The sequence below is a fragment of the Pseudomonas sp. MPB23 genome, assembly GCF_046605395.1.
In the GTDB taxonomy this organism is placed as follows: Bacteria; Pseudomonadota; Gammaproteobacteria; order Pseudomonadales; family Pseudomonadaceae; genus Aquipseudomonas.
Window position 1 is genome coordinate 3008846 of record NZ_CP176771.1, and the last position, 13940, is coordinate 3022785.

Annotated in this window: 13 protein-coding genes; 7 read left to right on the forward strand and 6 right to left on the reverse strand. The window is 63.2% G+C overall.

Annotated features, from left to right (window positions below; translation table 11 throughout):
• Nucleotides 1-54 precede the first annotated feature (54 nt).
• The 6 genes from ACLH0J_RS13890 to ACLH0J_RS13915 form a co-directional block, all read right to left on the reverse strand.
• On the reverse strand, nucleotides 55-1530 hold the full coding sequence (locus ACLH0J_RS13890) for a PepSY domain-containing protein (protein ID WP_411392419.1): 1476 nt from the start codon (nucleotides 1528-1530) through the stop codon (nucleotides 55-57).
• On the reverse strand, nucleotides 1530-3683 hold the full coding sequence (locus ACLH0J_RS13895) for a TonB-dependent receptor (protein ID WP_411392420.1): 2154 nt from the start codon (nucleotides 3681-3683) through the stop codon (nucleotides 1530-1532). Before ACLH0J_RS13895 ends, ACLH0J_RS13890 begins: the two co-directional genes overlap by 1 nt.
• Nucleotides 3684-3755: 72 nt before the next feature.
• Complete coding sequence (locus ACLH0J_RS13900; RefSeq protein ID WP_411392421.1) at nucleotides 3756-4136, reverse strand: DUF2946 domain-containing protein; 381 nt, start codon at nucleotides 4134-4136, stop codon at nucleotides 3756-3758.
• A 203-nt stretch (nucleotides 4137-4339) separates the two neighbouring features.
• A complete protein-coding gene (locus tag ACLH0J_RS13905; RefSeq protein ID WP_411392422.1) occupies nucleotides 4340-5647 on the reverse strand; it encodes a flavin-containing monooxygenase in 1308 nt (435 codons plus the stop codon).
• 86 nt (nucleotides 5648-5733) lie between these two features.
• Nucleotides 5734-6186 (reverse strand): type II 3-dehydroquinate dehydratase, encoded by a 453-nt coding sequence (locus ACLH0J_RS13910; protein ID WP_411392423.1) that lies wholly within the window; start codon nucleotides 6184-6186, stop codon nucleotides 5734-5736.
• 39 nt (nucleotides 6187-6225) lie between these two features.
• Entirely contained in the window at nucleotides 6226-6648 is a 423-nt protein-coding gene (locus tag ACLH0J_RS13915; protein WP_010567220.1) for a RidA family protein, read from the reverse strand.
• Between the two features lie 182 nt (nucleotides 6649-6830).
• On the opposite strand from ACLH0J_RS13915, the gene ACLH0J_RS13920 reads away from it, so the two are divergent.
• From ACLH0J_RS13920 to argE, 7 genes are all read left to right on the forward strand, one after another.
• Nucleotides 6831-7805, forward strand: a complete 975-nt coding sequence (locus ACLH0J_RS13920) for a LysR family transcriptional regulator (RefSeq protein WP_262050105.1) — start codon at nucleotides 6831-6833, stop codon at nucleotides 7803-7805.
• Between the two features lie 240 nt (nucleotides 7806-8045).
• Complete coding sequence (locus ACLH0J_RS13925; RefSeq protein ID WP_411392424.1) at nucleotides 8046-9563, forward strand: amino acid ABC transporter permease/ATP-binding protein; 1518 nt, start codon at nucleotides 8046-8048, stop codon at nucleotides 9561-9563.
• A 27-nt stretch (nucleotides 9564-9590) separates the two neighbouring features.
• The gene (locus tag ACLH0J_RS13930) at nucleotides 9591-10463 is read left to right on the forward strand and encodes a phytanoyl-CoA dioxygenase family protein (RefSeq protein ID WP_411392425.1); all 873 of its coding nucleotides are present in this window, start codon (nucleotides 9591-9593) and stop codon (nucleotides 10461-10463) included.
• A gap of 28 nt (nucleotides 10464-10491) precedes the next feature.
• Nucleotides 10492-11322 (forward strand): ABC transporter substrate-binding protein, encoded by an 831-nt coding sequence (locus ACLH0J_RS13935; RefSeq protein WP_411392426.1) that lies wholly within the window; start codon nucleotides 10492-10494, stop codon nucleotides 11320-11322.
• A 50-nt stretch (nucleotides 11323-11372) separates the two neighbouring features.
• Nucleotides 11373-12104: a class II aldolase and adducin N-terminal domain-containing protein gene (locus ACLH0J_RS13940; RefSeq protein ID WP_411392427.1), complete on the forward strand. Its 732-nt coding sequence runs from the start codon at nucleotides 11373-11375 to the stop codon at nucleotides 12102-12104.
• Nucleotides 12105-12114: 10 nt separating this feature from the next.
• Nucleotides 12115-12792 (forward strand): DUF1028 domain-containing protein, encoded by a 678-nt coding sequence (locus ACLH0J_RS13945; RefSeq protein WP_411392428.1) that lies wholly within the window; start codon nucleotides 12115-12117, stop codon nucleotides 12790-12792.
• Nucleotides 12789-13940 carry an acetylornithine deacetylase gene (gene argE, locus ACLH0J_RS13950; RefSeq protein ID WP_411392429.1) on the forward strand — a complete coding sequence of 384 codons (1152 nt, stop codon included), beginning with the start codon at nucleotides 12789-12791 and terminating at the stop codon, nucleotides 13938-13940. Before ACLH0J_RS13945 ends, argE begins: the two co-directional genes overlap by 4 nt.

The following is a 13940-nucleotide window of genomic DNA, read 5'->3' on the forward strand; positions in this document are numbered from 1 at the left end:
TATCGGTCCGGCCCTGGCGCCCAATCGTTGAGCGAACAGTCGATACGCCGGCCTTCAACGGCGTGGCCTAGATCGCCGTAATCGCCGCCAGCCCAGCACAATCCCGCTCAGTGAAATCACCAGACCGCCGAGGCTGAAGGCGATGATCAAGGCTTCGCGCAGTGCGGGTCGTTCCAGAAGGGCTTGCCAATCCCAGCTGTGCAGCCAGTTGAACAGCCAACGGCCCGTGCGTTGCGCGTGGTCAAGGCTGGCGATCACTTCGCCACTGGCCGGGTCCATGTAGATCCAGGTGCTGGCCGGGTCGGCGAAGCGCAGGCGCAGCACCGGCAGGGGGCGGGTCTGGAAGCCATACATACTCTGTGCGTCGCGAGCGAAGTAGTAGAAGTCATAGTGCGTCTGCGAGTCGACTTGCAGGGGAACCTCCGGCGCCATGGCGCGTGCCGCCGCCAGCAGTCGCTCAGGGGCAAAGGCCGCTTCAGGCGGCGCACCGGCTTCGAGGAGGCGGCTGTCACCGGCAGCGTTGCGCGCCACCAGGTAGGTGCTGTCGGCCAGGCGTCGCCATTGCACGTCGACCGGGATGAAGCCGGCTTCCTGGCGCAGCCCGGCCAGCGCCGAAGCCACAGGCTGAGCGATGTCTGCGGCTCGTAGCGGCCCCTGTTGCAGTGCCTTTGGGGTCAGGCGCGATTGGCTTTCGTTCAAGCCCCAGGGGCGCATCGACATCAGCCCGCTGAACACCCATAGCACCAGAACGGCGCCGAACAGCAATCCACCGATATGGTGCCAACGCAGCCAGCCAGCGGGGTAGGGGCTGCACGAGCCGCTGCGGTAGCGCTTGCGCAAGCGCAGGCGAAGCACGCCCACGATCATGCCCAATATCGCCATCACCGTGCCGCCCAAGGACAGCGCGATCACCAGCGTGCGCCAGCCATTGTCGAAGCCCAGGCCGCCACGCAACGGATAGAGCCAGTGCAGCCAGGCGCCGACCCAGTTCCAGGTCCGTTCTTGGGCCGTTGCATCGCGCATCACTTCGCCCGTTCGCCCGGACAGGTACAACCACGTACCGGCCGCATCGCCCACCTGCACGCGGTGCAGGGGACGGTCGCCGTCCAGGGCCCGGGAGTGGGTCCAGGTGTCCTCGTCCAGCGACTCTTTGTACTCCAGCGGCACATCACCGGCATATTGCCTGGCATTGGCCAAGGCCCAGGTTGCATCGGCGTCGACCAGCGGCGCACCGCTGCCTGCATCGAGGGTGATGCGTCGACCGTCGGCCAGCTCCAGCAGGTAGAACGGTCGCCCGCCCAGGCTGGTCAGGCGCAGCGCCTTCAAGGGCTGCTGCGCCCACTGGGTCGGCAATTCGGCGCAGCAGTCTGCCGGCAGCGCCGGCAGATGGGCCAGGCGCTCGGCGGGCGTCAGCTTGGGGTAGCCGACGTACAGCATGACCACCCCCGAGACAATCCAAAGCGCCATGAACAGACAGGCGACGATGCCCAGCCAGCGGTGCCACAGGTACAGCTGACGCTTGAGGCCCATCAGTAGCGCCACTGCACAGCGACTTCCAGGCTGCGCGGTTCACCCACGTAGTACTGCGTGTTGGTCTGATGGATGAAGCGGGCATAGACCTCGTCGGTCAGGTTACGCAGGCGTGCGCTGAGCTGCACGTGCTTGTCCAGGTCATGGGTCATCGACAATCCATAGAGGGTGTAGGAGGGAACCCACAGGGTATTGGCGGTGTTGGCATAGACCGACGAGACATAGCGGGCGTCAGCGCCGACCTGCCACCCCGGGGCCAGGTCATAGGTCAGCCAAAGGTTGGCCACGCGGTCGGGGATGTTCACCGGTTGCTTGCCCTTGCGCGAATACACCACGCCACTGATGGTTTCGTTGAACTCGTCGTATTCGGCGTTCACCCAACTGAAGTTGCCGGACGCGAGCAATCTGGGCGTGACCTTGAACGAGGCGGCCAACTCGATACCGGTGGACGTCTGCTGGCCCGCCTGTTCGGTGGTGTTGGGCAGCGTCGAGGAGGGCACCGAGATGTTCTTGCGCACGATGCGGTAGGCCGCTGCGGTCGCCGAGCCGCGACCGTCGAGGAAGTCGAATTTGCTGCCCACTTCTACCTGGCGTCCGGTGCTCAAGTCGAAGTCTGCGACCTGGCTGATCGATGCACTGGTGAGGGTGCCTCCTGGTGGTTCGGCCGAGGTGCTGTACTGGGTGTACAGGCTGACGTTGGCGGTCAGGTCGTAGACCAGGCCCAGGCGACCGGTGATGGCGTCCCAGCGTCTGTCGAGCTGAGTCCTGGCCACATGATCGACGACGTCAAAGTCGATGTGGTCATAGCGCATTGCGCTGACCAGCGAGAGCTGTTCGGTCAGGTGGGTGCGGTTCTCGATGAAGGCCGACGATGTGTCGGTGGTCGTGGTGCGGCCTTTGCTGAACGGCGCATTCATGCCGGGAATATCGAGGAAATGATCGGGCTCGAAACCATTCGGATTGACCGAATCGAAGGCACCTTTGGACAGGGGGTAGTTGGTTTGCTGATTGGTGTTGTAGTCCACCCCGAATGCCCAGTCACTGGCCAGACCAAACAGTTGGCTTTGATGGGTCAGCTCGACGCGATCACCGTTGACCTCTTGGTTGTGGCGCTGGCGATAACCGCCGGAGCGGGCGACGGCGCTGTTGTCGGCGTTGTAGCTGTAGACCTCGAGGTTGCGGTAATCGCGCTGGCCGTTGTAGTGATAGAACGTGTTGCGCAGTTGGGTCGTGTCGTTGAAACGGTAGTCGGTGATCGACCGCAGCCAGCGGGTACGTTGCTCGTAGCGACCGTCTTCGACGTTGTAGTTATTGAAGCGGTTGTGTTTGTCGATATGCAGCGCTCCGGTCAGGGGCCGCAGCACGGGCGTGCCCCAGTATGGGCTGTCTTCCTTTTCTTCCAGGTATTCGATGGCCAGGGTGTGGGACAACTGGTCGTTGATGTCGCTGAGCAACGAGAAGGCCAGGTTGCCGGCGCCGTTCTCTTGCCGGTCGATGTAGCCGTTGGTCTGGGTCCGGCTGTAATCGAGCCGCGCGTAATGACGCGGTCCATCGCCACTATTGAGTGCCTTGTTGAACCCGACCGCCGTTTCCCACGTGTCGTAGCGCCCGTAGCTGACCCGGCCTTCAAAGCTGTCCTCATCACGGCGGGCCAGTTTGGTGATGACGTTGAGGCTGCCACCGACAGCACCGCTCCCGTTGAGAAAGGATGAGGGCCCGCCCAGCAATTCGACACGGTCGTAGATCCAGGCACCGACCGGGCGCGCCGCGCCGCCATATTGCAGGTTGATGCCGTTGAACAGCTGGCTGATCTGCGCACCGTTGAAACCGCGATACGCCACATAGCCACCCCAGCCGGGCGGTGCGGACGCGTTCACGCCGGGCAGGGCGTTGGCGGCGTCCTGGAAGTTGCGCGCGCCGATGCGTTCCATGGTCTTGCGGTCGGCCACGCTGACGGAGGCCGGGTTTTCCCGGGCACTGAGGTTCAGGCGCGATCCGCTTTCGATGGTTTTATCAAGGTCGAGGGCAGTGGCCTCGTTGGGTTCTTCGGCCGTGGCATTCACGACGCTGGTGGGCAGGGTCAGGGCGTCGTCCTGCGCCCACGCGCAGGTTGCGCTGCCAACGAGCAGCGCCAAAGTGGTCAAGCGAAACATATCAGTCTTCCTGGCTAAAAATAGATGAGCCCAGGCCGGCCGCCGTTGGGATGGCAGCCTTCTGGTGCGTTATCAGAGCGCGGGAAGAAAAACGGGGGAGGCGCGGGGGTTACTTAAGGGCCAGCGATGGCGGGGTGATCGGGAGGCGACCCGTTCGGCCAGGTGTTTCTGAGGATGCCCTATCAGGCGCAGGAATAAGCTGAAGAAGACGGCGAGCAGGGTTGCGCTGAATAGGCTGGCGATCGAGCAATCAACGCCGGGCAATACCATCGACTCTGAGGTGTCGGAGTCGATAGTCGCTTTTCCTTGGGCGCCCACCGAGCAGAACTGCCCATCCAAACCGCTGAGGCTCAAGCCCGCCATCTGGCTGTGATTCATGGCGCACATCAATGAGCTGAGCAGGACGCTGAAATACAGCACCCAGGCAATCAGCGATTTTTCATGGCTGGCCATGTTCATTGGTCATGCTCAGATGGCAAGGAGACGAGAGAAGCGGTGTGGATTCTACAGGCTCAGATAAATCTGAACAGCAGCACGTGAGTCTGTGTCTGCTGACGTCGCCTTGTGCGAGTGTCGGGCGCTGGGTGTGCGGTCCGCCGTTTCGCCCGCTCTGCAGGAAAACGCCCGACCTCATGGGCGAGGTCGGGCGCCTGGGCTCAGGCAATGGAGGTAGGGTTGTCGAGGCTCGACGGATTGAACTGCGCGATCAGGTCATGTTCGTTCTGGTAGGCCCGGTACTCGTTCTGCAGCACGATGTGATCGGCCACGTATTTCGCGTCGTGCCACACCCCGTAGATAAACGACGAGGCACGGTTTACCAGATTGGGCAGGCCCAAGAAGTAGATGCCGCTCTGCGCCGAGATCCCGCGTTTGTGGAACGGCTCGCCTTTTTCGTCGAACGCATCGACCTTCAACCAACTGAAATCGAGCTTGAAGCCGGTGGCCCACACAATCGTGGTCACGCCGGCGGCGGCCAGGTCGAGGCTGAGGATCGGGTTGGTCAGGCATTCGGGGTCGGGCAGCAGTTCCCAGGCTTCGGGTTCCAGGGGGAAGGGCAGGCCGTTCGATTCGATGTAGGCGTCGGCGTCGCGGAGCACGTCGAAGTAGGCGCGGTCGCCTTCGGCCACGTTTTCGGCCAGGCCCGGTTGGAAGGTCATCACGCCTTCTTTCCAGTCCTGGGTGACGCCCACCAGGTTGATCCCTTGATGCGCCAGGCGGCGGAAGTCGACGGTTTTGCCGCCTTCATAACCACTTACCGCAAACGCCACGTGTTTTTTCTTCGGCTGGATTTTGACTTCGTCCCACAGGCCCAGGGCGCCGAGCCACCAGCAGTAGTCGCGGCCACGGTAGGCGCGGGGAGGGCGGTAGTGTTCGCCCACCGAGAGGTACACGGTTTTACCGGCCTTTTGCAGTTCTTCGGCGATTTGCGAGCCAGAGGCGCCGGCGCCGACCACCAATACCGCGCCTTCGGGCAGTTGGCCGGGGTTCTTGTAGGCGCAGGAGTGCAGTTGGTGCAGCGGCGCGGTTTCGGGAACGATGTTCGGGATCGACGGGCGCTGGAACGGGCCGGTGGCGGCCACCACATTCGCGGCTTCGAAGATACCCGCCGAGGTGGTGACCTTGAAGCCGGGACGGCCAACGTGGCGTTCGACGTGTTGCACTTCCACGCCGGTGCGTATCGGTGCCTGGACCTTGTCGGCGTAGGCTTCGAAGTAGTCGGCCATGCGCTCCTTGGGCGGGAAGGCTTCGGGGGAAATGCCCTCGAATTTCAGGCCGGGGAAGCGGTCGTGCCAGGCCGGGCCGTTGGCGACCAGCGAGTCCCAGCGCTCCGACCGCCAGCGCTCGGCGATGCGGTGACGCTCCAGCACGATATGCGGCACGCCCATCAGGGACAGGTGCTCGCTCATGGCGACGCCGGCCTGGCCCGCGCCGACGACCAGGGTGTTGATGGTTTCTACTGACATGGGCGGTTCCTGCACATTAGTTAGGCGTTTTCGAACGCAGTGTTGAGGTAAAACCAAATCTCTTGGGGTGGGCCTGCTTGTGGTGGTCAGCAGGGCTTTTTTGCGGCAAACAAACCCGCCACTGCGGTCAGTGCCAGTTCGTAGCCCAGCGCCCCCAACCCTGCGATCACCCCGGTGGCGGCCTTGGACACGTAGGAGTGATGCCGGAAGCTTTCGCGCTGCCAGATATTGCTCATGTGCGCTTCGATGATCGGCCCCTCGAACGCCAGCAGCGCGTCGAGGATCGGCACCGAGCTGTAGCTGAGCCCGGCGGCGTTGATCACGATGGCATCGCCGTTCAGGCGCGCCTCTTGAATCCAGTCCACCAGCACGCCTTCGTGGTTGCTCTGGCGAAAGTCCAGGCGCAGACCCAGTTCGGCGGCGTGGCGCTGGCAGCGGGCTTCGATGCTGGCGAAGCTTTCGCTGCCGTAGGTGCCGTGTGTGTCCAGCCCATAGAGGTTGGCGTTGGGGCCATTGAGAAAGTACACGCGGTGGGTCATGAAGGGCTCCAGGTTATTCGGCGACGGCAAACACCGCCGTCATACGGTCCAGTCGTCCGGCACCACGGCGATCACATCGATCTCCATCAACCACTCCGGTTGCCCCAGCCCGGAAATCACCAGCCCGGTGGAAATCGGGAACACGCCTTTGAGCCATTTGCCGACTTCCTGGTACACCGGTTCGCGGTAGCGCGGGTCGATCAGGTAGGTGGTGGTCTTGACGATGTGCGACAGATCCGAGCCGGCTTCTTCGAGCAGTTGCTTGACGTTCTTCATCGCCTGCTCAGCCTGGGCGCGTGGGTCGCCGAGGCCGACCAGGTTGCCGTCGAAATCGGTGCCGATCTGGCCGCGTACATAAATGGTGTTGCCGGCGCGCACGGCCTGGCACAGATCGTTGTCCAGCGCCTGGTTGGGGTAGGTCTGTTTGGTGTTGAACATGCGGATGCGGGTGTGGGTAGGCATAACGACAACTCGTGGGAAGCGGGATGGATTGAGCTTCACACCGTGTTGTGTCTGGCGAAACCAGCTTTTGCGCGGGGTAGTGCTTAGGAAAAACCGAAGCCGGTGCCCATCATCGGTTCGTCCATGACCCGGCACGAACCCTGCAACGCTGCCCGTACAGTCATTGTTGAGGTGAAGGCGTAATGCTCAGTCGTATTACTCAGCGCCAATTGGAATATTTTGTCGCGTCCGGCGAGGCCGGCAGCATCAGCGCGGCGGCGGAACGCATTCATGTGTCATCACCGTCGATCTCGGCAGCCATCACCCATATGGAAGCCGAACTGGGTATCCAGCTGTTTATCCGCCACCACGCCCAGGGCATTTCCCTGACCGCCGTGGGGCGCTTGGTGATGCAGGAGGCCAAGCAGATTCTGGAGCAGGTGAGCAACCTCTACACCATCGCCTCGGAGTCCTTGAACACCGTGCGCGGGCCGTTGCGGGTCGGGTGTCTGGAGTCGCTGGCGCCGATGATCACCCCCGAGCTGGTGTTTGGTTTTGGCCGCGCATTCCCCGGCGTGCGGTTGACCCAGGCCGAAGGCAACCACGAGGAATTGCTGGAAAAACTGCGCAGCGGCGAACTGGATATCGCCCTGACCTACGACCTGGTGACCAGCCCGGATATCGACTTCCAACCCCTGGCGCAACTGCCGCCCTACGTGATGGTCGGCGAATATCACCCGCTGGCGAGCTTGCCGGCGGTGAGCATGCAGGACCTCGAGGCGTACCCGGTGGTGCTGCTCGACACGCCGTGGAGCCGCGACTATTTCCTCAGCCTGTTCATCCAGGCGGGCACCACGCCGAACATCATCATGCGCTCCACCAACCTCGAAACGGTGCGCGCGATGGTGGGCAATGGCATCGGCTATTCCTTTGCCAATGCGCGGCCCAAATCGAACATGTCCCAGGACGGCAAACGGGTGATCCGCCTGCGCCTGGCCGGTGCCCATCGGCCGATGCGCCTGGGCTACGCGACGGCGAGCAACACGCAGTTGTCGCGTGTGGTGTCGGCATTTGCCGAGCGCTGCCGCATGTTCGTGTCCGACCAATACATCCCCGGCATGGCGCCGCCGAGCTTTTTTGACCCCCATGCGGTGCGGGTGCTCACGGGTGTGAGCTGAATTTGCACCAAAAGGTGGCGTGCGCGACACGGTGAATTCAGGCGTGCACCTTTTCAATGTGGGAGGGAGCAAGCCTCCTCCCACATGGATTGGTGGTGGTTTTAAGAGGGCGCAGGGCACTGCATAGGTTCAGCCTACCCAGTGGGCCGGCTTTTACGAATTGACCCCAAGTACCTCCCGCCACGACTCTGAATCCATTGACGCAGATCAACTTCTTTATTTTTGCAGGGCACGGCGACGATGACATTTGACTGGAATTACATGTTTGGTTTGCTGGGCGACGCCGAGTTCTGGCGCGCGACGTGGACGGTGATCAAGCTCAGTACCCTGACCTGGGTGTTGAGCATCGGCCTGGGCTTTCTGCTGGCCCTGGCCAAGCAATCCAAACACGCGGTGCTCAGCGTGCCCGCCCGTGGCTATATCTGGTTGTTCCGCAGCCTGCCGCTGCTGGTGCTGCTGATCTTCATCTACAACCTGCCCCAAGCATTGCCCGGCACCTCGGCGGTGCTGGCCGACCCGTTCTGGTCCGGCCTGCTGGCGCTGGTGATCTGCGAAACGGCCTATGTCGCCGAAATCCATCGCGGCGGCCTGCTCTCGATTCCCAAGGGCCAGGGCGAAGCGGCGCGGGCGTTGGGCTTGAGGTTTTTCGGCACCCAATGGCGCGTGGTGATTCCCCAGGCGCTGCGGGTGGCGTTGCCGTCCCTGGCCAACGAATACATCTCCATCGTCAAGCTCACGTCGCTGGTGTCGGTGATCTCGCTCACCGAAATCCTGATGGTCGGCCAGCGCCTGTATTCGCAGAACTTCCTGGTGATCGAAACCATGGCGGCGGTGGCGTTCTTCTATGTGTTCATCGTCACGGTGTTCGACTTTTTGCTCAAACGCCTGGAGCGCTTTCTCGACGTCAACCAGCGCAATGTGTCCCGCGTGCCGGATGCGGCGGTGCTGGCCCTGGCCACCCAACAGCGCACCGCGTTGCAGCGTCCGGCCAGCACCGGCGTCGCCGCGCTGCAAGCCTCGCGGTTGCACAAGGCCTATAACGACATCGAGGTGCTGGGCTCGGTCAACCTGCAGATCCAGCCGGGTGAAGTGGTGTCGGTGATCGGCCCGTCGGGCTCGGGCAAGACCACGCTGATCCGCCTGCTCAATGGCCTGGAGCAACTGGACAATGGCGAGATCCACATCAACGGCCTGCCGTTCATTCACCTGAATAAAACCGACGCGCAAAAGCCGCGCTACATCGAGCACACCGAGCACCGCCTGAACATCGGCATGGTGTTCCAGAGCTTCAACCTGTTCCCGCACTTGAGCGTGCTCGACAACCTGTTGATGGCGCCGAAATACCACCGCCTGGGCCGCACCGACGCGCTCAAGCAACAGGCCTACGCGCTGTTGCACAAGGTGGGCATGCTCGACCACGCCTGGAAGTACCCGCACCAACTCTCCGGCGGCCAGCAGCAACGCGTGGCCATCGCCCGCGCCTTGATGATGCGCCCGCAGATCATGCTGTTCGACGAGCCCACCTCGGCGCTCGACCCGGAGAAAGTCAACGAAGTGCTGCAAGTGATCGAAGCCTTGGCCGAGGAGGGCATCACCATGGTGATCGTCACTCACGAGATGAACTTCGCCTTCAAGGTCTCCGACCGCATCGTGTTCATGGAGAAAGGGCGCGTGGTCTGCGACGACACGCCGGGCGCCTTGCGCAGCGGCCACAACCCACGCGTGGAGGCGTTCCTCAAGGACGTCTCGCTGGCGTGATCCGTTTAACGTTCAGGAAACAACACCATGATTGAACAAGCACAAATCGAACAGTTCCAGCGCGACGGCTTCCTGTTGGTGGAAGACGTGTTGTCGCTGGACGAAGTGGCCGCGCTGCAGCATGACTTCGACCAGTGGGTCGAAGAGAGCCGCAGCCACGACCAGGGCTGGGGCAGCACCGTGGATGGCCGCGCGCGCTTCGACCTGGAAGGCGACCACCGCCCCGATCACCCGTCGCTGCGCCGCGTGAGTTCGCCCACCGAGATTTCCCCGGCCTATGAGCGCGTGGCATTGCACTCGCGCATGGCGGCGATTGCCGCGCAGTTGGTCGGCTCCAGCGGCGCGCGCTTTCACCACAGCAAGATCAACTCGAAACTGCCCCACACCGCGACCCAGGTGAAGTGGCACCAGGACTTTCTGTTCACGCCCCACAGCAACGACGACATCGTCACCGCCCTGCTGATGGTCAGCGAAGTCACCCCGCAGAACGGCCCGCTGAATGTGATCCCCGGCAGCCACAAAGGCCCGCTGTGGTCGCACTGGCAGCACCAGCGTTTCACCGGCGCGGTGGACGACAGCGTGGTGGAACAACACTGCCAGCAGCCGGTGGCCTGCTACGGCCCGCCCGGTTCCGTGTGCTTCATGCACACCCGCCTGTTGCATGCCTCCAGCCCTAACGAGACCGAGCTGCCGCGCACCCTGTTCATCGGCGTGTATGCCGCTGAAGACGCGCTGCCATTCGGCGAAAACCCTCTGCCCAGCGCACATGCCGGCCTGCTGGTGGCCGGTGAAGAAAGTGGCTTGATACGTTCCACGGACAACCAACTGCGCTTGCCGCAGAAGCCCCGTGGTGCGTCTTTCTTCGTGCAACAGGCCGGACAAGATTCAGCCACTGCCTAATCTCCCAACCCCCTTGCAGGTATTGACCATGACAGCGTTTCGTAAAAGTGTTCGCCCCCTTGCCGTGTGCCTGCTGGGCGCAGCGGTTGCGATGACTTCGTTGGCGGCTTCGGCTTTCCAGCAGGATGGCAAGATCATCGCCGGTTCCGATGTGACGTTCTTCCCCTACGAATACATGGATAACAACAAGCCCGCCGGCTTCGATATCGAGTTCATGGACGGACTGGGCAAAGTCATGGGCCGCAAGGTCGAGACCCTCGACACGCGCTTCCCCAACCTGATCACCGGTTTGCAGGCCGGGCGTTTCGATGTGACCAACTCGTCGATGTACATCACCGCCGAGCGGGTCAAGGTCATCGACATGATCCCCTACCTGAAAAGCGGCGAGTCGATCCTGACCCTCAAGGACAGCGCCTTCCAGCCCAAGACCCCGGAAGAATTCTGCGGCCACAAGATCGGTTCCATGGGCGCCACCTCGTGGCTGGCGCAGATGAACAAACTCTCGGCGGAGTACTGCGTGGCCAAGGGCTTGAAGCCGATCCAGATCAGCGAGTACAGCACCGACCCGCAAACCACCCAGGCCCTGCTGGCCCACGCGGTGGAAGCGCAGATCACCGACGCGGCCGTGGCCCGTGGCGTGGTCGACAAGCTCGGCGCGCGGGTGGTGATTTCCTCCGACACGTTGATCTACCCGGTGCTGAACGGCTTCGGTGTGAAGAAGGGCAACGACACGGTGAAAAAAGCCCTGCTCGACGGCCTGGAAAAATACCGCGTCACGCCTGAGTACGCAGCCTTGCTCAAGAAGTACAACTTCGAGGCACCGACCGAAGCCGACCTCGCGGCGCTGATGCCCAAGTAAGCCAATTGCGCGGCCGCCGTTGTGCGGTCGCGCCCTGCGGAGAACGATCCATGGCGTTATCCCTCGAAGAACAGACGCGCATTGACCTGGCGGCGACCTTTCGGATCATTGCCCACCTGGGCATGCACGAAGCGGTGGCCAACCATTTCAGCGCGGCAGTGTCGGCCGACGGCAAACAGTTCTTGCTCAACCCGAAGTGGAAGCACTTCTCGCGTATCCGTGCCAGCGACCTGCTGCTGCTGAACGCCGACGACTCATCCTGTGGCGACAACCCCAACGTGGACGCCACTGCCTGGTCGATCCACGGCCAGATCCACCGCCTGCTGCCGCAGACCCGTGCGGTGTTGCACCTGCATCCGGTGTACACCACGGCGGTGGCGTGCCTGGCCAAGCCGCACATCCCGCCGATCGACCAGAACACCGCGCGTTACTTCAACCGCGTGGCGGTGGATGAACTCTACGGCGGCATGGCCGACACCGAGGCCGAAGGCGCACGCCTGGCCGGCCTGCTCGACGGCAAGAGCCGCCTGCTGATGGGCAACCATGGGGTGATGGTGACTGCCGCGTCCATCGGCGAAGCCTTTGACGATATCTGGACCCTGGAGCGCGCCTGCCAGATCCTGGTGACGGCCTGGTCCACCGGGCAGCCGTTGCGGGTGTTATCCGATGAAGTGGCGGAAAAGACCGCGCGGGCCTGGGAAGGCATCACCGACTTTTCGCGCCAGCACTTTGCAGAAATGAAGCAGTTGATGATCGACGCCGACCCTTCGGTACTCGATTGAGGAGCGTTCCATGACCTTTTCCGTTGTCGCCCGGTGTGCCGAGACCGGCCAGTTGGGTATTGCGATCAGCTCGTCGAGCATCGCCGTGGGCGCCCGTTGCCCATGGCTGCGTCCGGGCGTGGGCGCGGTGGCCTCGCAGAACATCACCTTGCCGAGCCTGGGCCCGCAGGTGCTCGACTTGCTGGAGCAGGGCCTGGCGCCTGCCGAGGCATTGGCCTCGGTGTTTGCCGGTCAAGAGCATGGCGACTACCGCCAGGTCACGGTGATTGATCACCTGGGCCGCACCGCGCATTTCAGCGGCGCGCACACCCTCGGTGTGCATGGGGCATTGAGCGGTGAGCAGTGCGTGGCGGCGGGGAATATGCTCGCTGACCCTGGGGTGATCGACGCCATGGTGCGCGCCTTCGAGCAGGCGCCGGGGCATCTGGCCGACCGCTTGCTGGCGGCGATGCACGCCGGCCAGGCCCGGGGCGGCGAGGCGGGGCCGGTGCATTCGGCGGCGTTGCTGGTGGTCGACGACGTGCTCTGGCCCATCGTCAACCTGCGGGTGGACTGGGCCGACGAAGACCCGATCGGTGCGCTCGAGCGACTCTGGCAGGCCTATCACCCACAACTGCAGGACTACATCGACCGCGCCCTCAACCCGCACATCGCACCGGGCTATGCCGTGCCGGGGGATGACCGGTGAACACCAGCCGCGATCTGCTGGCGCACCTGGTGCGCTTCGACACCACCAGCCGTGAATCCAACCTGGCGTTGATCGACTTTGTGCGCACCTATTTGCAGGACCACGGCGTGGCCTGCGAGCTGGTGTACAACGAACACAAGAGCAAGGCCAACCTGCTGGCGACCATCGGCCCGGCCGGCGTGCCCGGCATCGTGTTGTCCGGGCATACCGATGTGGTGCCGGTGGACGGCCAGCGCTGGACGGTGGCGCCGTTTGAGTTGACGGAGAAAGACGGCCACTTGTACGGGCGCGGCACCGCCGACATGAAAGGCTACATCGCCTGCGTGTTGGCCAGCGTGCCGGCGCTGATGCAGGCGCCGTTGCGCATGCCGGTGCACATCGCCCTGTCCTATGACGAAGAGGTCGGCTGCCTGGGCGTGCGTGCGCTGATCGAGCGCTTCCACGGGCAAGCGGTCAAGCCGCTGCTCTGTGTGATCGGCGAACCCACCGAACTCAAGCCGGTGCTCGGCCACAAGGGCAAGCTCGCGGTGCGCTGCGACGTGCACGGCCTGGCGTGCCATTCGGCCTATGCGCCTTCGGGGGTGAATGCCATCGAGTACGCCGCGCGCCTGATCAGTGAACTGGTGCGCCTCGGTGAAACCCTCAAGGCGCCGCAACAGTTGGATCCGCGTTTCGATCCGCCGTTTTCCACGGTGCAGACCGGCGTGATCAACGGCGGCAAGGCGTTGAACATCGTGCCGCAGCACTGTGCGTTTGATTTTGAAGTGCGCTCGCTGCCGGGCCAGGATCCGTGGCGGGTGGCGCAGCAGTTACGCGATTACGCCGAGCGCACCCTGCTGCCCGCGATGCGGGCGGTGAGCGCGGACTGCGCGATCAGTATCAGCGAGTTATCCAGCTACCCTGGGTTGGCAACGGCCCTGGACAGCCAGGCCGCTGAATGGGCCGCGCAGTTTTGTGGCTCGCGGGACTTCGGCACCGTTGCGTTCGGCACCGAAGGTGGCCTGTTCGACCAGGCCGGCATTCCCACGGTGGTGTGCGGGCCGGGCAGCATGGAGCAGGGCCACAAGCCCGATGAGTTCATCAGCGTTGCACAGTTGGCGGCGTGTGATCGGATGCTGGAAAGGGTGCTCGCGTTTGTACGCCAGTAA